Here is a 20,463-nt window from a genome sequence, read left to right as displayed (position 1 = left end):
CTTTAGTCGCTTATCTGCCGCTTATCCCCCTAAGGCGGCGGAAATGTGAAGCGTTCGGAATTAATCACCGAAGAGATTGTACAAACCCTAAGGTTTTTACTTGCCCTTAACCGGCATTTGCCTGAGTCTGAAGGGAAAAAAGGAGAGCAGTATGGAAATCATCTGGTATCACCCCTCAATTAACCCGCAAAGCTGGATCGACGGCATGCGTCAGCGTCTGCCACACGTCACTGTGCGCCACTGGCAGCCGGGGGATAATGCCCCAGCGGATTACGCCATCGTGCGTTCACCGCCTACCGAGATGCTGGCGGGGCGTTCTTTAGAAGCGGTGTTTGCCATGGGGGCGGGCGTGGATGAGATTCTTGGGCAGCTGCGTGCGCACCCAGATATGCTTTCCGATGATATTCCGCTGTTTCGTCTCGAAGACACCGGCATGGCTCTTCAGATGCAGGAGTATGCTAACTGGTGTGTGCTGGGTTGGTTCCGCCGCTTTGCCGAATATCGGCAACTGCAAGAAAAAGCGCAATGGTTGCCTCTGGATGATCGTGAGCGTGAACACTTTACGATCGGTGTCTTGGGCGCGGGCGTGTTAGGGCGTAGCGTGCTGGAAAGCTTACGTCAGTGGGGATTCCCGCTGCGCTGTTGGAGCCGCACGCCGAAAACCATCGACGGTGTACAGGCTTTCCACGGACGTGAACAGCTGGACGCGTTTCTGGATGGCACCCAAGTCGTGATTGACCTGCTTCCTACCACACCGGAAACCACCAATCTGATTGATGAGCGGTTGTTGAGCCTGTTGCCGCGTGGGGCCTTCTTCCTCAACCTGGCGCGCGGCGCACACGTGGTGGAAGCGGATCTGCTGGCGGCACTCAACAGCGGCCAGTTGGCGGGTGCGGCGCTGGACGTGTTCCAGACCGAACCCTTACCGACGGATCACCCGCTTTGGTCTCATCCAGATGTCACAATAACGCCACATACTGCAGCTATGACGTTACCAGCCGAGTCGATGGATTATATGGCGGGTGCCATACTTGCTCTGGAGCAAGGACAAATGCCGAATGGCTTGGTCGATCGTCAGCGCGGTTATTAATTCACTTAGTGTCAGGAGAAGAGGATGTATCCCGTCGATTTGCATATGCACACCGTTGCCAGTACCCACGCTTACAGCACACTGCATGATTATGTGGTGCAGGCGAAACAGAATGGCTTGAAGTTGTTTGCTATCACCGATCACGGCCCGGATATGGCCGATGCACCGCACTACTGGCACTTCGTTAATATGCGCATCTGGCCGCGCGTGATTGATGGCGTGGGTGTGTTACGTGGCATTGAAGCCAACATCAAAAATCAGCAGGGTGAGATTGATTGCAGTGGGCCGATGCTGGATGCGCTGGACTTGATTGTGGCCGGTTTCCACGAGCCAGTTTACGCGCCACGTGACAAGGCCCATCACACAGAAGCGATGATTGCGGCAATGGCGGGTGGGTTGGTGCACATTATTTCTCACCCAGGCAATCCAAAATTTCCCGTTGATATCCGTGCGATTGCGGAAGCGGCCGCGCATTATGATGTCGCGCTGGAGATTAACAACTCCTCCTTTACCCATTCACGCCCCGGTAGTGAACCGAACTGCCGCGCGATAGCCGAAGCGGTGCGTGATGCGGGCGGGCGCCTGGCCTTTGGCTCTGATTCACATACCGCCTTCACGCTGGGTCACTTTGAACACTGCATCCGTATTACGCGCGAGGTGGATTTTCCAGAAGATCGCGTGTTAAATGTCACGCCACGCCGTCTGCTCGATTTCCTCGAACAGCGTACTGGCAAGCATATTGCTGAATTTGCAGACTTTTAACTTTTTGCCTCAAGGAATTCTGTTGCATGAATGAGTTTTCCATTCTCTGTCGCGTCATCGGCTCGCTGTTCAACCGCCAGCCACAAGATCCGCTGTTAGTGCCGCTATTCACCGTGCTGCGTGAAGGCAAGCTGAAAGACCAGTGGCCGCTGGAGCAGGATGAGCTGTTGACGCGTTTGCAGCAGAATAGCGATCCACAGGCATTGGCGTCTGATTACAATGCGCTGTTTGTGGGGAGCGAATGCAGCGTGCCGCCTTACGCATCGCAGTGGCCAAACGGACCGAAAGAGGAAGAGATCCGTGCGTTCCTGACTTCACGGGGTATGCCGTTAAGCGAGGCACCTGCCGATCACTTTGGCGTGCTGCTGCTGGCCGCCTCTTGGTTGGAAGATCAGTCAGCGGAGGATGAGTCCGCTGCACAACTGGCGCTGTTCGACGACTATCTGCTGCCATGGTGCGGTGCGTTCCTCGGGAAAGTAGAAGCGCACGCCACCAGCGCGTTTTACCGTACGCTGGCAGCGTTAAGCCGTGAAGCTATTCAGGCCATGTACGATGAGCTGAACGAAGGCGACGACGAAAAAGCTTAATTACCAACTGGCTGCGCTGCTGCCGAGCTTTACGCCCGGCGTGGCGCAGATCATTGGCGTGCCGGGCACATAGGCAGCGGCACGCAACCTCTGCGCAATTCCCCATGCATTAATCTCAATGGTGCTAACTACATCATCTTGCTGCGAGTGAATTCCAGTTTGTGGCTGCTGAGGCGCAGCGCCGTGCTGTTGCAACAGTCGAGCGGTGCGTGCCAAAGACAAACGCGCCTGCCAGCCCACATGATTCTCACGTCGTTGGCGCAAACCCTCCAGCACGGCGGCCGCCATCATGTAGCCGGTGGCATGATCGAGCGCCTGTACCGGTAACGGGGTGGGCTTGTTGTTGCCTTGCCAGACGCTACCGCGTTCTGCGATCCCACAGCCCATTTGCACCAGGCTATCGAAGCCACGCCGATTCCGCCACGGGCCGCTCCAGCCCCACGCATTGAGGCTCACGTCCACTAAACCGGGCGCGAGTAAGCGCCGTGTGTCAGCATCCAACCCCAGCTTCGCTAACGCATCGGCACGATAGCCATGCACCAATACATCAGCATGTTTGATAAGGTCACACAACTGCTCGCGTCCCGCTTTGGATTTCAGGTCAAGCCGGGCACAACGTTTACCGCAGGTCATTTCCTCTTCCAGCGTGGGTTCTTCCCAGCCGAAGGGATCGATGCGTAACACTTCTGCGCCGAGGCTGGCCAGAAAGCGAGTGCACACCGGGCCGGCAATAATACGCGTGAGATCCAGTACTCGTATGCCTAGCAGAGGGCGTGCCGTGGGCAGCGCCCAGCCGGGGGTGGGTGCCTCTCCAGTGGCCTGCTGGGCGATGAGTGCTTCACTGTTAACCGCCATGCCTTGCGGATGTTGTTGCCACTGCTGTTCGCTGCGCATCTGTGCAGCACAGCCTCCTGCATCGACCACCGTTTGTTCGAGCGCTGCAGCCTGCCACGTTGCGACGACATGCGCGAGTGCGCTGCGATCGGCCTGCTGTCCCAATACCCGCTCCATCGCCGCACGATGATGCGGCGCATTAGTGTGCAGACGGATCCAACCATCCGTGGTGACGTAATCGCCGGCGAAGGGGTCCCACAACGCTGCTGGTGGGCGATTGAGCGGCGTTAGGCTGTGTTGAAACCAACGCGAGGCGAGTCGCACATTGACGCTAACCGGAGTCGATTGGCCGAGTAAATCGCTCAGTGCCTGGCTCGCCAGCCCGATGCTGGTGGCGGCCAATTCGCTGACGGCAAAAGCCGAGGAGAAGGTGTCGGCCTGGAGAAAGGTGAGTGCAGGACATTGATCCGCACCCCGCAATCCCTGCCACAGTTGCTGCCATAACGCGGCAGCAGATTGAGTATCCATAATGAGTCTCCGGAAAACGCGCGAGACTCAAGCATAGCAGAGTCGATTTAACGGCGACGCAACCGAGGAAAACGCGCGTGCATACGTAAGTTACGGAGATTGATGACTGCAATGGCAGTGCCTAACACTACGAGTGAAGCCCCAAGAATCTTAAAGCTGTTCATGCTGTCACCCAGTACCAGCACACCCATTAATACCGCCAACACGGGGGTGAGTAAGGAGTAGGGCATGATCAGATTGACGTTGTACTTTTTCAGCAGTGCGTACCACAGGGTATAGGCCACAATGGATGAGGCCAGCGCGCTATACAGAATGCCAAACCAACCACGCCAGCCGGCATGGCTCAGTGCATAAAACTGCTGCGACTCAGTGAGCCAGGAGGCGGCACCGACAATCGGCACGGCGAGAAACGAGATCCAGCCGGTAAGCGTGAGCGGCTTAATCGGCGGTGATTTCTTGACGATCATATTGCTGATGGCCCAACCAAAGGCACTGCACAGCAGAATGCACAGCACCCACCATGCGGGAATGGTTGGGCTGCCTGACAACACTGCAACACCGCTTAGCGAGACGGCGATACCAAAGAGTTGCACTAAGCGAAGCTTCTCTTTCAGCACCAGCATCGCCAGCAGCATGGCAATCGGCGTACCCAGTTGCACCACGATTGCACCGGTTCCGGCATCGGTATAGCGCATGCCGACGAACAGCAACGAGAAGTGCATAAAGCCAAAGGTGAAGGCGAGAGTGAGCAGCCACGGCAGTTGTTCACGCGTGATGCGACAGAAAGGCACCAAGACAATCGCCACGACGACAAAACGCATCCAGGTAAGAAACAGCGGTGGAAGTTCCAGTAATCCCCACTTCACCGCAACGTTATTGAACGCCCAGATGGAGACCACCATCAGAACCATAAAGAAATGCCGCACTGCCACAATGTTATCCTTCACATGAAAGGGGGGAGTTATCACTGGCTAATCATGGCACGAAGCCGTGCACTTCTGTGACATTGTGCAAAATTTTTTTCAATACAGCATGAGCTTATGCAGGAAAAAAATAAGACAGGTCACTGATTTCCTGTCAAAGTGGATGTCCGAAAGCTGACTCCGTTAAGGAATGAATTCGGAATGATACACACCCGCGCGTTACCTCTTGCTCTGATTCAACTCGAAGTGCCACCCCCACAGGTTGTGGCGCAAATTGGTGAACAACCCGTCTGGTTTATTGATGCGCTGCAATTGCTGCCTGAAGACTACGTGATTGTGCGTCCCCATCTGGGTGAAGAACTCCCGGCGTTTGATCGTGTCTGCGGTGCAATCCTCAGCGGCTCTTGGGCGATGGTGACCGATCACGCCGACTGGAGTGAGCGCACCGCCGCATGGATTCGCGGCGCGCTTGAGGCTGAACTGCCGTTGCTTGGGGTCTGTTACGGGCACCAGCTGATGGCGTATGCACTGGGTGGCAAAGTGGGTGATAACCCGAATGGCTGGGAGCGCGGTCTAAAAACGCTGACGCACAATACGAGCCGCGATCCCTGGTTAGCCCCGTTGCCCGAGACGTTTCAGGCGTGGCTTTCACATCGCCAGTCGGTAATCACACCGCCGCCGCACGCCGAGGTACTGGCGCGTTCTGATCTCGATAGCTGCCAGATTTTGCGTTACTCCCCGCAGGTACTCTCCGTGCAGTTTCACCCGGAATTCACCCGTGACATCATGACAGCCTGCTTACCGGCTGGCATCGGTGATGATGGTGCAGAAGTGAGTGGAGAGGATTGGTCGCGCGAACTGTTGCGCCGATTCTGGCGGCAAACGCGGCCGCAGCCGCGCGTGCAAGCTCAGGGCGCGTAGTGCCGGGTGCAGCGATAAACCCACGCGGGCGGCATGTTTTTAAGCACCCGTTGACGCTGCCAGGTGAAGTAGCGTGACAGTGTCGGCTGGGTGAGCGAGGTGTACTGGAACTGCACAAATACACCACGCGGGCCCAGCACATCATGCACCGCACTGAGGATGGCTTCGCGGGTATCCGGTGGCAGGGATAACAGCGGTAACCCGGAAAAAATCACATCATATTCGCCGGACAGATACTCGGCGGAGCAGGCGCGTACCTGCATGCGCGGATCAGTCCAGCCGCGCAGGTTCTTAACCAGTTCCGGGCTAATTTCAAACACGTCTAACTGAGCCTGTGGAGACATCCTCGCCAGGATGTGACGCGTCAGCACACCGTCACCTGCTCCTAGTTCAGCCACGCGCAGGCTGTGGTCCCAATTGACGGCATCGCACATGGTACGGCATAGCGCGGCAGAAGAGGGCGTGATGCTGCCCATCTTGCGCGGGTTCCGAATAAATTGTTGAACAAAGTTCGCTTTGGCGCGCATTAACGTCAGGGCTGAAGCCAACATCTCTTTCTCCTGATTAGTGTCCTGTTTCATATTGACCTTATTCAGCGCGGTTGTTTCGCTTTTCGCTTCATTCGGGCTAAAACTCGGAATTATCCGCAGCGAAGCGGGAGGTTCTCGCGTATTTCAGATGCGCATAAATGCGCACCCTACGAAAATCGTGCACGAGGACGTTCGGGTTGGCATGTATGACAACCGAAACCGTGCACGTTAGTCGTAGGGTTACCATTTATGGTGACCGAAAGTCCCGCACAATGGTCGTAGGGTTGCCATTTATGGCGACCGAAAATGCCGCACGATCGTCGAAGGGTTGCCATTTATGTATGACCGAAAACTGTTCTGACGAATGCTTTTCTTTCAATGACAACCTTGGTTTAACACCTCTGCTAAATCTCAAACCTACAATCCCAGGATTTTCCTTCGGCGCGGTCACAGTTTCCAACCGTGCGATCTGACAGGCTGACATTGATCGATCAATGTTAATAACAGGTTTCATAGTTGTTATTCGCCACTCTGTCCCGCAAGGAGAAACACCATGCGTTACGCTGCTCCGGGAGAACAAGGTTCTCTCATCACTCTGCAATCGCGTTATGGCAACTTTATCAACGGCGAATTTGTTGCGCCGGTGAACGGTAACTACTTCGTCAACACCACACCGATCAATGGCTCCACCATTGGTGAGTTTCCGCGTTCCGATAAGGCCGATATCGATAACGCCGTAGCGGCCGCACAGGCGGCCGCTGATGCCTGGGGCAAAACCTCACCGCAGGCTCGCTCGCTGGTGCTGCTGAAAATCGCCGATCGTCTGGAAGAAAAACTGGAATATATCGCGGTCAACGAAACCTGGGATAACGGCAAGCCGGTACGTGAAACGCTGGCTGCAGACCTGCCGCTGGCCGTCGATCACTTCCGCTATTTCGCTGGCTGCGTGCGTGCGCAAGAGGGGACGGCGGCTGAGATCGATGAATTCACTGCGGCTTACCACTTCCACGAACCGCTGGGCGTGGTGGGGCAAATCATCCCGTGGAACTTCCCACTGTTAATGGCGGCGTGGAAGCTGGCGCCAGCATTAGGTGCCGGTAACTGCGTGGTGTTGAAACCGGCAGAGCAAACGCCGCTGTCGATTACGCTGTTTATGGAAGTGATCAAAGATTTGGTGCCACCAGGCGTGATTAACGTGGTGCACGGCTACGGTAAAGAAGCCGGTGAGGCGCTGGCATCGCATCCGGGCATCGCCAAAATCGCCTTTACTGGTTCAACTGCGACGGGTGGTCACATTCTCGAACTGGCGGCGAAAAGCCTGATTCCATCCACCGTCGAGTTGGGCGGTAAATCGCCGAATATCTTCTTTGAAGACATCATGGATGCGGAAGAGAGCTTTATCGAGAAAGCGGCAGAAGGCGTGGTGCTCGGTTTCCTTAACCAAGGTGAGGTCTGTACCTGTCCGTCCCGTGCGCTGGTACAGGAATCGATCTTTGAGCCGTTTATGGCGGCCGTCATGAAACGTATTAAAACCATCAAGCGCGGCGATCCGCTGGATACCGAAACCATGATTGGCGCTCAGGCGTCGCAGCAGCAGTTCGACAAAATCCTCTCTTATCTGGAAATCGCGCAGAAAGAGGGTGCACAGGTGCTGCACGGTGGCGGCGTGGAGAAAATCGGTGAAGCTTTCGATAGCGGCTACTACATCCAGCCCACGCTGCTGAAAGGCGACAACAGCATGCGTGTCTTCCAGGAGGAGATCTTTGGACCGGTGGTCGGTGTGCTGACCTTCAAAGATGAAGCGGAAGCCCTTGCCATCGCCAATGACTCGATCTACGGACTGGGCGCTGGCGTCTGGACCCGTGATATCAACCGCGCCTATCGCATGGGCCGTGCGATCAAAGCAGGGCGTGTCTGGACCAACTGTTATCACCTTTATCCAGCGCATGCGGCGTTTGGTGGTTACAAAAAGTCCGGGATTGGTCGCGAAACCCACAAAATGATGCTCGATCATTACCAGCAAACCAAAAACTTGCTGGTGAGCTACAGCACCCAGCCCCTCGGTTTCTTCTAAGTCAGCGGGCAGCGGGTCATGCCGCTGCCATTTTTTTTTGTCGTATGCCTCATTCAGACTAATCCTGCCGCCATTCACTTCTACGCTTTAAGGGCTTCTTCCCTCTAACAGGATGGTGAACCATGCGTATCGCGGCAACGCTGTCTGTCTGCCTGCTTTCCCTCTCCTTTGGCGCTTCAGCTATTCCCAGTGCATTTCCAACCGGCGTAACCTATTACGATCCCGCGCGGGCATGGAACGGTTATGTGGTGATCCCCGGCAGTGATAACCAGACCCATCTGGTAGATATGACGGGGCAAGAGGTGCATCGCTGGGCCTATGAGGGGTTTCCCAGTTGGCCTATCCCCACCGATCGCGTGAACGGCCAGAAGGGGCATCTGCTGGTACAGCTCGAACGGCAGAAGGATCTGGCTAAAGAAGCCAGCCCCGGTAACGGCATGGTGAATGCCAGCGTGGCGGAAGTGGACTGGAACGGTCATGTGCAGTGGCAATATGGCAGCCAGCAGCAGCCGGTTCATCAGCATCATGAGATCCAGCGCTTGCCAGATGGCAACACGTTGGTGCTGGGTGCGGCGCTACGCCAGTTACCCGGTTATGACTATCGCATCATTGATAACACCCTGGAGGAAGTGTCACCGCGGGGGGAAAAGCTGTGGAGCTGGTCGGTGGCCGATCATCTGCATGAATTGGGTTTCTCCGCTGCACAGTTGGCGATGATCCGTGATAGCCAGGACGCCGATTTCCTGCACATGAACACCGCCGCGCCGCTAGGTCCCAATCATTGGTTCGATCAAGGCGATCAGCGTTTTGCACCGGATAATATCCTGTTTAACTCGCGCAACGGTAACGTGGCAGTGATTGTCGATCGTCAGAGCGGCAAGGTGGTGTGGCGTATCGGGCCTGATTATCCGGCGCTTAAGCTGGATACGCCGCTGCCAAGGCCACTTGATCAGCTAATTGGCGAGCATGATGTGCACATGATTGGTCCCGGTTTACCAGGGGCTGGCAATATTCTGATTTTTGATAATCAAGGCAACGCCGGTTTTCCGCCCACACGACAGGGTTTCTTCTCCGCGTCACGTGTCATTGAGGTGAACCCGCAGACCAAACAGATTGTTTGGGAATACACCGGTGAGAAGTCGGGCCAGGCGATCTCCACCTTCTACAGTGCTTATATCAGCAACGCCCAGCGTCTGCCGAACGGTAACACCTTGATCAACGAAGGGCAGAGTGGACGGCTGTTTCAGGTCACGCCGCAGGGCGCGATAGTCTGGGAGTACGTCAGCCCTTATTACGGCAAAGCGATGCCGCGAGATCATTACAGCGGTAACACGGTGTATCGCGCCTATATGGTGGATTATCGCTGGGCTCCTGAAGGCACCCCGCACAGCGAAAAAGCGGTGACGGCCGATTGCACGCGCTATCTGGCGCTGCCGAGTTGTCCTGCGCTGTCATCATCGCCGTAAGAAATGTGCGTTACTTCTTTAATCTGACTGTCATTTAGCCGTGCCACAGTGCCTGCATCACGAAAGCAGAATATTCCGCTACATTTACGCCCTAAATTGCCGATATTAAGCACTGTGGACACTGACTTTTAAGGAAAAAATATGAACACACTGTATAACTTTCAGGAACAGCATGACGACGTGCTGGATGCGGATGACCAACATATCATTACCGTCAATTTGCCGGGTCGTCAGGCGATCTACGTGATCGGTCAGAATGATGACGATGCCGATATGCTGTTAGACGTGCAACTCGGTGGATTGTAACTACCGCGCAGGTCCCCACCCATAAAAAAATCCGCAGCCAGCTAGCCGCGGATTTTTGTTTTTAATACTGCCTAAAGGCTTACTTCACGCAGGCAGAACACTGATTGTGGATCTGCTGGAAGAAGTCATTACCCTTGTCATCCACCAGGATGAATGCAGGGAAGTTCTCCACCTCAATTTTCCAGATCGCTTCCATTCCCAGTTCTGCATACTCCACGCACTCCAGGCTCTTGATGCTCTGCTGCGCGAGGACGGCTGCTGGACCACCGATACTGCCGAGGTAGAAGCCGCCGTGTTTGTGGCACGCATCAGTGACTTGCTTACTACGGTTACCTTTCGCCAGCATCACCATGCTGCCGCCGTGTTCCTGTAACAGATCCACGTAGGAGTCCATGCGGCCAGCGGTGGTGGGACCGAGTGAACCAGAAGCATAGCCTTCAGGCGTTTTCGCTGGGCCTGCGTAATACACCGGGTGATCTTTGATGTACTGTGGCAGACCTTCGCCGTTATCAATGCGTTCTTTCAATTTGGCATGAGCGATATCACGCGCCACGATGATAGTGCCATTCAGTGAAAGACGGGTAGAAACCGGATAGGCCGACAGCAGCGCCAAGATTTCGCTCATCGGTTGGTTCAGATCGACATGAACCACTTCACCTTCGCCCTGCTGACGCAGTTCTTCCGGGATGTAGCGGCCTGGATTATCTTCCATCTTCTCAATCCAGATACCTTCGCGGTTGATCTTGGCTTTGATGTTACGGTCAGCGGAGCAGGATACGCCCATACCTACCGGGCAGGATGCGCCGTGACGCGGCAGACGCACCACACGGATATCATGCGCGAAGTATTTACCACCGAACTGTGCGCCGAGGCCTAACTCTTGTGAGGCTTTCAGCAGTTCCTGCTCCAGCGCGACATCACGGAAGGCCTGACCGTGTTCGTTACCTTCGGTCGGCAGGGAATCATAGTAGTGGGTGGATGCCAGCTTAACGGTTTTCAGCGTGCTTTCTGCTGAGGTACCGCCGATGACAAAGGCGATATGGTATGGAGGACAGGCTGCTGTACCGAGCGACATCATTTTATCGACCAGATAGTTCTTCAGCTTAGCCGGGGTTATCAGTGCTTTGGTTTCCTGATACAGATAGGTTTTGTTGGCTGAACCGCCGCCTTTTGCAATGCACAGGAACTTATATTCGTCACCATCCACGCTATAAAGGTCGATCTGCGCCGGCAGGTTAGTACCGGTGTTGACCTCTTTATACATATCCAGCGCCGCGTTCTGTGAGTAACGCAGGTTGTCTTCGATAAAGGTGTTATAGACGCCTTGTGACAGCGCAGCTTCGTCGCCACCGCCGGTCCAGACACGTTGGCCTTTCTTGCCCATAATGATGGCGGTGCCGGTATCCTGACAGGTCGGCAGCACGCCTTTGGCGGCGATTTCCGAGTTGCGCAGGAACTGCAGGGCAACGTATTTGTCGTTCTTGCTGGCTTCATCATCGGCCAGAATCGCGGCAACCTGGGCCTGATGTGAGGCGCGCAGCATGAAAGAAGCATCATGGAACGCTTGCTTGGCCAGCAGCGTCAGCGCTTTAGGATCAACTTTCAGGACCTCTTCGCCATCGAAGTTCGCTACTGAGACGTAATCACGGCTCAGCAGATAGTATTCGGTATCATCTTTGGCGAGAGGAAAGGGATTCTGATAATAGAAGGGTTTGTTCGACATGTTGGCTCACTTAGCTTCGTGTCGCCCGTCAGGGTGGCTGGCGACAAATTATGCGATCTGTTTTTAGATTTTTCTCTCGCCAGCCCTCCACAGGGGCTGACTGGCGAGCATCATAACACTTCACGGTGAGGTGCGGCTCCGTTTTTAACATCGGAGCAACATCATTAGAAGATCATCACCATCCATGGATAGGCGATAACCATCAGTGCAACCAGGAACAGGGCACCAAAGATAGTACCGAGACGCCAGTAGTCTTTGGTTGGCAGGTAGCCGCTACCGTAGTAAATCGGGCTTGGGCCGGTGCCGTACGGGGTGATAATGCCCATCACACCCAAGGACACACACATCATCAAACAGAATACCGGCATGTTAATGCCCGGAATGGAAGCGGCAATAGTCAGCATGGCGGGCAACAGTGCAGTGGTGTGCGCCGTGGTACTGGCGAACAGGTAGTGCAGCAGGTAGAAGGCGACAAGCAACACCACCGCTGACACCTGTGGGTCATAACCCTGCAACAGCACCGCACCTTCTTTACCCAGCCAAGCGATAAAGCCGACACGTGCCAGGCCATCCGCCAGCGCTACCAGCGTGGCGAACCATGCAAAGGTGTTCCACGCAGCTTTATTACTGGTGATATCGTTCCAGTTGAGTACGCCGGTCCACAGCATCAACACGATGACAAGCAGAGCAGCCATCGCCGGTTCAATCCATGATGCAGCGAAGATCCACATCATCAGTGCTGAGATCACAAACACCAGCAGCAGGATTTCATTGCGTGACAGTTTGCCCAGTTTTGCCAGTTCAGCGGTGGCCCAACGCGGTACTTCGTCATTGAACTTCACTTCCGGTGGATAGAGCCAGTAGGCCAGCAGCGGCATGGTGAGAATCAACAATACGCCGAGTGGCAGGAAGGCGATAAACCACATGCCCCAAGAGATTTCAAAACCCACGATACTTTTCACCAGCGCCAGTGCCAGCAGGTTAGGGGCTAACGCAGAGAGGAACATCGAACTGGTGATACAGGCGGCGGTGATTGCAACCCACATCAGATAAGAGCCGATTTTACGGGCGCTTGGGTCGTTGGGTTTCGAACCGTACAGTGGCGGCAGGTTGGCGATAATTGGATAGATAGTCCCGCCGCTGCGTGCGGTGTTGGACGGTGTAAACGGTGCCAGCAACAGGTCAGCGAAAGTGATGGCGTAGCCAAGCGTCAGGCTGCGGCGGCCGAGATACTTCACCAGAATCAGCGCCAGACGGCGACCGAACTGGGTTTTGTCGTAGCCAGCAGCAAACATAAAGGCACCGAAGATCAGCCAGACAGTGGAGTTGCCGAAGCCACTCACTGCCCATTTGAACGACTGCGCCGCCGTTTTAAACTTGGGATCGGCCAACTCCGCCGGGCTAAACAGCACCCATTGGCTGAACAGGGAAATCACCACCACACCGGTCAGGCCGATAACAGCACCTGGCAGCGGTTCAAAGATCAGTCCCACAATCACGCCCACAAAGATGGCAAAGAAGTGCCATGCATAAGGTTCCAACCCCGCAGGGGTAGGGACCAGCAGCAACAGCACCGCCACAATGATTGGCAGGCACAACATTATCAGGCGATTCTTTTTCCCCGGCGCCGCAGGAGGCACTGCGGGGGAGGCACTCTGGGTTGTTTGTGTGTTCATAGTTTTGGTCTGCAAGTTAGGAAGAATGCGATTGATCGTCACGGACACACTGTTTTTTTACTTTCAACATGCGTGCAGCAGATGAGCCGTGACAATTTAAACTTTGCTCTTAAATGAATCTTTGCTTTGCAAATTCGATACGCGAATTATCAATTGAATGCAGCTATGATGCGATTAATTAAAATATCTATTTTGATCTAGATCAATAAAAAACATGCACTCTTTTTTAATTTTTAATCTTTGCTTTTTATTTATCATTATGTCTGCTGTGGATTAAGCGTCGCACTTTAACGAAACGCAAAAAATCAAGTGAAATGAGGAAGGAGGAGAGATTTTATCTTTATGATAGTACTGCATTTTTTTTAAAGGTAAGGAAAAAGTTGATTTTTGTCAAGTCTTGGTCAAAACTTAGCGGAGCGCCAATTCCAGCAATGAGCATCAAATATTAATTTTAAACGTAAAACTTATATAACTAACAATCTGGGTTATGTAACTAAATAAAATGGTATATTTGTGCCATGAAATCGGACCACTTTAATTATTATAAATCCGCTCCGAACCGCCAAAGAATTGAATACACAATTTCTTAATTCTGGAGTTGCTCATTATGAATAAGCTCACCCCGATCCTTAACCCGCTTACGCTGCCGAAAGGTGCGGTGCTGAAAAACCGTCTGGTGATGGCACCGATGACCACCTGTACCGGCTATTTTGATGGTGGCGTCACCAGTGATCTTGTCGAGTATTACCGCGTACGTGCCGGCAGTATCGGTACCGTGATTGTTGAATGCTGCTTTATTGATAACCGTGGCCCGGCTTTCCCTGGCGCGTTGGGTATCGACAGCGACAACAAAATTGCCGGCCTGGCAAAAATCGCGCATGCCATCAAATCTGAAGGTTCAAAAGCCATTCTGCAGATTTACCACGGTGGCCGTATGGTGGAACCGGCGCTGATTGGCGGTAAAACCCCTGTGGCACCGAGTGCCATTGCTGCCCCACGTGACGGTGCCACTAAGCCGCAAGCGCTGACCGCTGAAGAAGTCGATGTGATGATCACCAAATTTGGTGATGCAGTGAACCGTGCGATCAAAGCCGGTTTCGATGGCGTTGAGATCCACGGCGCGAACACCTATCTGATTCAGCAGTTCTACTCACCTAACTCCAACCAGCGCGACGACAAATGGGGCGGCAGCCGCGACAACCGCGCACGCTTCCCCATGGAAGTGCTGGAAATCACCCACAAAATGGCTGACCGCTTTGCGGCGGCTGACTTCATCATCGGCTATCGCTTCTCACCGGAAGAGCTGGAAGTCCCCGGCATCCGTTGGGATGACACGATGTACCTGCTGGAAAAACTGGCGGCGCGTGGTCTCGATTACGTGCACTTCTCCGTTGGCCAACTGCTGCGTCCATCGATTGTCGATACCCAAGATCCGACGCCACTGATCACCAAATACCTTGCCGAGCGCTCTGCCACGCTGGCGAAAGTGCCGGTGATTGGTGTGGGCGGTGTGGTGAACAAAGAAGATGCTGAGAATGCACTGGCGCACGGCTTTGATTTGGTGGCGGTGGGCAAAGCTTGTATCGCTTATCCCGACTGGGCTGACCGCATCATCAAAAATGAGCACATGGATCTGTACATCGACAGCACCAAGCGTGAAGCGCTGACGATTCCAGAGCCGCTGTGGCGCTTCTCGCTGGTGGATGCGATGATCCGCGACGTCAGTGATGGTCATCGCAAATACAAAGCCGGTGTTTACCAGGCGAAAGTCGAAGCCGAAGCGCTGAAACTGAAAATCAACGTGACGCTCGACACCGACCGTATTACCGATATCTCGCTGGTGCCGGATCCCAGTTTGGACGTCGATTTCACCAGCACCTTCGAGAGCCTGCGTGAACGCATTCTGGTGGCCAACAGCCCTCACGTCGATGCCATCACGGGTGCGACGACGCAGAGTGAGGCGCTGAAAAAAGCGGTTTCCCGCGCGCTGACTACCTCAAGCAAAGAGTACGTGATTGAAGAGGGCGGTAACCCGAACGCACCGGTCAATTATGACGTGGTGGTGGTGGGTACTGGCGGTGCCGGTCTGGCGGCAGCGATTCAGGCGCACGATGACGGTGCACGCGTGGTGATCATCGAGAAGATGCCGACCATCGGCGGTAACACCATTAAAGCCTCGGTGGGCATGAACGCCGCCGAAACCCGCTATCAGAAACTGAAAGGCATCGAAGACAGCAAAGAGCTGTTCTACGAAGAGACGCTGAAAGGCGGTAAATTCAAAAACAACCCGGTGCTATTGCGCGAGTTTGTTGAGCAGGCGCCAGAAGCGATTGAGTGGCTGGCGGCGAAAAATATCGAGCTGTGCGACATCACCATCACGGGTGGTATGAGCATCGACCGCACACACCGCCCGGAAGATCGTTCAGCGGTAGGGGGCTTCCTGATCAGCGGCCTGGTGAAGAACGTTAACCAGCGCGAGATTGAAGTGTTGCTGGAAACCTCGGTGGCGGAAATCCTGGTAGAGAACGGTGCCGTGACCGGCGTGAAGGTGGTCGATGAGTACAACGACAGCCGCATTCTCAATGCCAAAAGTGTGATTGTCGCCACCGGTGGTTTCAGTGCTAACCGTGAAATGGTAGTGAAATACCGCCCTGAGCTGGATGGCTTCGTCACCACCAACCACAAAGGTGCCACCGGTAGCGGTATCGCTATGCTGCAAAAAATTGGTGCGGATACCGTGGACATGGGCGAGATCCAGATTCACCCAACGGTTGAGCAGACCACTTCTTACCTGATCTCTGAGGCGATGCGAGGCGGCGGTGCCATTCTGGTCAGTCAGGCCGGTCATCGCTTCTACAATGAGATGGAAACCCGCGACAAAGTCTCTGCTGAAATCATTGCGCTGCCAGAGAAAAGCGCGTGGATCGTGTTTGATGAGCAGGTACGCGCCAACAACAAAGCGGCTGACGAGTATATCGCCAAGGGCTTTGTGATCAGCGCGCCGACACCGCACGAGCTGGCAGTGAAACTCAACATGGACCAGGAAGCGCTGCAAACCACGCTTGGACGCTATAACGAGTTTGTGGCGAAGCAGGATGATGAAGACTTCGGACGTAAAACGGCGCTGCGTCATCCGCTGAATAAAGGCCCGTACTTCGCGATCCGTATCGCCCCAGGGGTGCACCACACCATGGGCGGCGTCACCATCAACACCGATACAGCGGTGCTGGATGCACAGAAACAGGTAATTCCAGGTGCCTGGGCTGCCGGTGAAGTGGTCGGCGGTATCCACGGTGCGAACCGTATCGGCGGTAACGCGGTGGCGGATATCATTATCTTCGGTATTAAAGCTGGCCATAATGCGGCTAAGCTGGCGTTAGGAAACTAATTAACGTTAATTGCCCCAAATATTGCGTACCAGAGTAAAGCGTTAAGGGTGAATCCCGGTGACTATAGCAGTTGGTCACCGGGTTACCGACACAACCCACTGGCGCGCAGTATGGCGGGTAAACGAGGCTCTATGACCGAAGGCTTCTACTCCTACTCTGCTGTTCTGATGGGCTCGCCCATTCTGCTCAAACTGTTTGATGACAATCCCACCTTAGCTCGCCAGGTATTCCAACTGATCAAGCAACAGGAAAACCTGTTCACGGTGAACCGCGCTAAATCCGAAGTGATGTCGATCAACCAGGCTGCGGGTCGCCATGCAGTGCGCGTCAGTGAGGCGGTGTTCCGGCTGATCAGCGTGGCGCATGCCGTCAGTGTGTCACCCGGCAGCGCTTTTAACTTCACTATCGGCCCGGTGGTCAAACGCTGGAAGATTGGTTTTCAGGGCCGTGCCGTGCCACCCGCTACTGAGATTGCCGCACTGTTGCCGCTCACCGATCCACATCAGGTGATCCTCAATCCGGAGGACTGTTCGGTGTTCCTGCAACAGCCGGGCATGGAGATCGATCTCGGAGCCATCGCCAAAGGCTATATCGCTGATGTGGTGCAGGCGTTCTTACGCCAGCAGGGCGTGTCGCAGGCGCTGATCAATCTCGGGGGCAATGTGCAAACGCTCGGCGCGCCGCCGCATGAGCCACAAGGCTGGAGCATTGGCCTGAAAAAGCCGTTTGGGCGTGATGATGAACTGCTGGGCGTGCTGCAGGTACAGGGCAAATCGGTGGTGACATCGGGGATTTACGAGCGCTATTTCGAGCTGGACGGCAAGTGCTGGCACCATATCTTCGACCCGCACACCGGCTATCCGCTGGATAACGAGTTGCTGAGCGTGACGGTGATTTCAGACCGCTCACTGGATGGCGACATCTACACGACGTTGCTGTATGGCATGGGCGTGGAGCAGGGGCTGGCTTATCTGGCCGACCAGCCCGATCTTGATGCGGTATTCGTGACGCGCGACCAGCAGATCATCTGTTCTTCACCGCGCCACTTCCACTTTCAGCAGCGCGATTTTCACTGGCACCTGCGTTATTGACAGTATTGCTGCAGCAGCGAATGGTATTCTGGCTGTAAGCGATAGCGATACACCGGGCGACCGGTGGCGCCGTAGTGAATACTGGTGAACAAAATATTAATCTGTGCCAGCCAAATCAGGTACTTGCGGCAAGAGACGCGTGAAATATTCACTTCGGCTGCCAGCTCATCGGTGGAGAACTCATGGCCTGGGTGGGCGTCGATCCACTGACACAGCGTACGCAGCGTTTGCGGCGTTAAGCCTTTTGGCAGACGTTTATTATCATGCTGAGTGGCTGGGCTGCCGTGAATGAGCAAGTCCACATCCGACTGCTGATAGTAGTGCTGATTGTCCATCAGCGATTTCTTCTGCCGCCAGCTGGTGAGCGCTTCTTCAAAACGCGGGAACTGGAACGGTTTGATCAGGTAATCGACCACGCCGTAATGCAGTGAGGTTTTAATGTTCTCCGCATCTGCCGCCGAAGAGATGATGATCACTTCTACCGGACTCTGGGCTTGACGCAACTCAGGTAGCAGGTCGAGGCCATTCTCCTGCTGCATGTAAATATCCAGCAGCACCAAATCTATGGGTGTATCGCTGTTAAACAGGAACTCTTTCGCTTGTTGCAGGGTTGAAGCCGTACCACAGCAGTTAAAGCCTTGCACCTGACCGATAAAAGAGCGGTTCAGCTCGGCGACCATGGCGTCATCGTCGACCACTAACACGTTGATCATGCGGATTGGTTTCCTCCATCCCAGGGAAGTTGTACTAAAAATTGTGTAAATACGCCGGGCTCTGACTCGACACTGACACCGCCGCCCAGGTTTTCCGTCTGCTGTTTCAGCAGGAACAGACCTACGCCGCGGTTTTCGCCTTTGGTCGAGAAACCTTTGTCGAAGATGGTGGCGAGATTCTCTGGCTCGATTCCGGGGCCATCATCGCTCACTTCACAGGCCAGCCAGCCATTTTGGTAGTGCAGCATCACGTGAATTTCACCTTCGGTCTGCTCGCTCAGCGCATCAATGGCGTTTTCCACCAGATTACCAATCACGGTGATCAGCGCGGCCATCTGGTCTTCATTGCCACTGTCTGGCACGAAACTGGCATCGCTGATGGTGAGGCGATGACCGCAATCCGAGGCGCGGTTAATCTTGCTCAGCAGAAAACCGGCGATCACTGGCGACTTGATTTTATCCAGCAAATAACCAATCTCAGTCTGGTAATTATTAGCCGTTTTCAGAATATAGGTTTCCACCTGCGCATAGTTTTTCATGTGCAGCAGGCCAAGAATCACGTGCAGCTTGTTCATGAACTCGTGCGAGCGCTCACGCAATGCATCGACGTAGTTTACCATGCCCGTCAGACGCTGCATTAGTCGGCTGATTTCGGTCTTGTCCCTGAAGGTGCACACCGCGCCGATAATCCGCCCCTGACTGCGCACCGGCACCGTATTACTCAACAGCAAACGGCCATTCACATTCAGCTCTTCATCACGGCGTGCGCGACCGCTGTGCAGCACATCTTGCAGATGATGGTTGATGACGGAGGCATCATTGATACGGTCAGAATCGAACATGCCGTCCGATAGCGAGTCGTTAAGCAACGTACGCGCGGCCTGATTAACCAGTGTCACCTGAGCCTGATCGTCCATCGCCACCACGCCTTCTTTCACCGAGTTGAGAATCGCCTGGCGCTGTTCAAATAGCGTGGAAATCTCATAGGGCTCAAGGCCAAACAAAATGCGTTTCAATACGCGTACCAGCACCAAGGTGCCAATGGCGCCTGCCAGTGTGCCGATCAGAATGGTCCAGAGAATACTCCAGCGACTTTCGTTAATTTGATCGGTGACGGCGTCCAGAGAGATACCGATGGCCACCACGCCGATCTGCCGATCCTCGGCGTTATACACCGGTGTGAATACGCGCAGTGCTTTTGCCAGCGATCCCTGATTAACGGAGACGTTTTCATGTCCGCGCAGGGCAGGTCCGATATCTTCACCAATAAAGTGTTTACCGACCAATTCAGGATTGCGGTGTGAATAGCGGATGCCATCCATGTTGGTGACGGTAATGAACAGCAGATTGTTGCTCTCTTCAACGGCTTTCGCGATGGGCTGGACGTTCGCCGTCTCGGCTGGCAGGGTGAGCGCATGCTGAATTTCTGGCGACTTGGCCAACGTGCGGGCCACCGCCATCGCTTTATCTTCTAACTGAGCGCGTGTTGAGGCACCAATCTGGAAGAAATAGAACATGTGCACGCTGAGCAGCACCATGACGATCACCGCGCTGAGCATCAGCGTCACCAGCGTGTTGAGTTTCATAGGGCGCTTGCGCGCGGGGATTGCGGGTTGTGGCGTGCTCATCATCGCTCCCGGAAAAGAAGAGGGCGCTATTATGACGGTTAAATGTAAAAAGGTCGTCATAAATGACGACCTTATGAGGGTTCAGTGCGGGTTTGTAGGGGGCGCGCTGATGCGCACTTCGATGCAAATGCCATTTTGGTTCAATTGTAGGGCAATACAGCGACTCATTGTGCTATGAATAACGCCGCGACTGACGGTGCATCAGGGCATCCCTACTTATCG

General features: G+C 54.5%; 16 protein-coding genes. 9 read left to right on the top strand and 7 right to left on the bottom strand.

The window, feature by feature from the left end:
- Positions 1-151: 151 nt before the first annotated feature.
- From ghrA to F3J38_RS04905, 3 genes are read left to right on the top strand one after another with little or no spacing between them, the layout of a single operon-like run.
- A complete protein-coding gene (gene ghrA, locus F3J38_RS04915; RefSeq protein ID WP_167135716.1) occupies positions 152-1,090 on the top strand; it encodes a glyoxylate/hydroxypyruvate reductase GhrA in 939 nt (312 codons plus the stop codon).
- A gap of 24 nt (positions 1,091-1,114) precedes the next feature.
- Positions 1,115-1,852, top strand: a complete 738-nt coding sequence (locus tag F3J38_RS04910) for a phosphatase (protein ID WP_034821944.1) — start codon at positions 1,115-1,117, stop codon at positions 1,850-1,852.
- Positions 1,853-1,878: 26 nt separating this feature from the next.
- Complete coding sequence (locus tag F3J38_RS04905) at positions 1,879-2,439, top strand: TorD/DmsD family molecular chaperone (protein WP_167135714.1); 561 nt, start codon at positions 1,879-1,881, stop codon at positions 2,437-2,439.
- Here the strand turns inward: F3J38_RS04905 and F3J38_RS04900 are convergent, their stop codons facing one another.
- Complete coding sequence (locus tag F3J38_RS04900) at positions 2,440-3,801, bottom strand: CoA transferase (RefSeq protein ID WP_167135712.1); 1,362 nt, start codon at positions 3,799-3,801, stop codon at positions 2,440-2,442.
- Positions 3,802-3,848: 47 nt separating this feature from the next.
- Positions 3,849-4,733: a DMT family transporter gene (locus F3J38_RS04895; protein WP_167135710.1), complete on the bottom strand. Its 885-nt coding sequence runs from the start codon at positions 4,731-4,733 to the stop codon at positions 3,849-3,851.
- A gap of 192 nt (positions 4,734-4,925) precedes the next feature.
- On the opposite strand from F3J38_RS04895, the gene F3J38_RS04890 reads away from it, so the two are divergent.
- Positions 4,926-5,645, top strand: coding sequence for a glutamine amidotransferase (locus tag F3J38_RS04890; protein WP_167135707.1), 720 nt, complete (start codon positions 4,926-4,928; stop codon positions 5,643-5,645).
- Here F3J38_RS04890 and F3J38_RS04885 read toward each other — a convergent pair.
- Positions 5,633-6,196, bottom strand: coding sequence for a class I SAM-dependent methyltransferase (locus F3J38_RS04885; RefSeq protein WP_167137033.1), 564 nt, complete (start codon positions 6,194-6,196; stop codon positions 5,633-5,635). The two genes, F3J38_RS04890 and F3J38_RS04885, sit on opposite strands and share 13 nt — an antisense overlap.
- Positions 6,197-6,728: 532 nt before the next feature.
- On the opposite strand from F3J38_RS04885, the gene exaC reads away from it, so the two are divergent.
- The 3 genes from exaC to F3J38_RS04870 all read left to right on the top strand — a co-directional run bounded on the left by exaC (position 6,729) and on the right by F3J38_RS04870 (position 10,021).
- A complete protein-coding gene (gene exaC / locus F3J38_RS04880; protein ID WP_160832521.1) occupies positions 6,729-8,249 on the top strand; it encodes an acetaldehyde dehydrogenase ExaC in 1,521 nt (506 codons plus the stop codon).
- A 122-nt stretch (positions 8,250-8,371) separates the two neighbouring features.
- Entirely contained in the window at positions 8,372-9,715 is a 1,344-nt protein-coding gene (locus tag F3J38_RS04875) for an aryl-sulfate sulfotransferase (RefSeq protein ID WP_167135705.1), read from the top strand.
- Between the two features lie 141 nt (positions 9,716-9,856).
- Complete coding sequence (locus F3J38_RS04870) at positions 9,857-10,021, top strand: hypothetical protein (protein WP_240155912.1); 165 nt, start codon at positions 9,857-9,859, stop codon at positions 10,019-10,021.
- A gap of 79 nt (positions 10,022-10,100) precedes the next feature.
- On the opposite strand, the gene fumA is transcribed toward F3J38_RS04870, so the two are convergent.
- Complete coding sequence (gene fumA, locus F3J38_RS04865) at positions 10,101-11,744, bottom strand: class I fumarate hydratase FumA (RefSeq protein WP_167135704.1); 1,644 nt, start codon at positions 11,742-11,744, stop codon at positions 10,101-10,103.
- 164 nt (positions 11,745-11,908) lie between these two features.
- Positions 11,909-13,420, bottom strand: coding sequence for an anion permease (locus F3J38_RS04860; RefSeq protein ID WP_167135702.1), 1,512 nt, complete (start codon positions 13,418-13,420; stop codon positions 11,909-11,911).
- Positions 13,421-14,027: 607 nt separating this feature from the next.
- On the opposite strand from F3J38_RS04860, the gene F3J38_RS04855 reads away from it, so the two are divergent.
- The gene (locus tag F3J38_RS04855; protein WP_167135700.1) at positions 14,028-16,808 is read left to right on the top strand and encodes a flavocytochrome c; all 2,781 of its coding nucleotides are present in this window, start codon (positions 14,028-14,030) and stop codon (positions 16,806-16,808) included.
- Between the two features lie 132 nt (positions 16,809-16,940).
- Positions 16,941-17,900 carry an FAD:protein FMN transferase gene (locus F3J38_RS04850; protein WP_167137030.1) on the top strand — a complete coding sequence of 320 codons (960 nt, stop codon included), beginning with the start codon at positions 16,941-16,943 and terminating at the stop codon, positions 17,898-17,900.
- Here the strand turns inward: F3J38_RS04850 and dcuR are convergent.
- Together dcuR and F3J38_RS04840 are read right to left on the bottom strand one after the other, a co-directional pair.
- Complete coding sequence (dcuR, locus tag F3J38_RS04845; protein ID WP_167135698.1) at positions 17,894-18,613, bottom strand: two-component system response regulator DcuR; 720 nt, start codon at positions 18,611-18,613, stop codon at positions 17,894-17,896. The genes F3J38_RS04850 and dcuR overlap by 7 nt on opposite strands.
- On the bottom strand, positions 18,610-20,241 hold the full coding sequence (locus F3J38_RS04840) for a sensor histidine kinase (protein WP_167137027.1): 1,632 nt from the start codon (positions 20,239-20,241) through the stop codon (positions 18,610-18,612). Before F3J38_RS04840 ends, dcuR begins: the two co-directional genes overlap by 4 nt.
- Positions 20,242-20,463 lie beyond the last annotated feature (222 nt).

The sequence above is a fragment of the Candidatus Pantoea formicae genome, from assembly GCF_011752625.1.
GTDB lineage: Bacteria > Pseudomonadota > Gammaproteobacteria > Enterobacterales > Enterobacteriaceae > Pantoea > Pantoea formicae.
The sequence above is the reverse complement of the archived record's forward strand: the minus strand, read 5'-3'. Positions and strand labels throughout refer to the sequence as shown.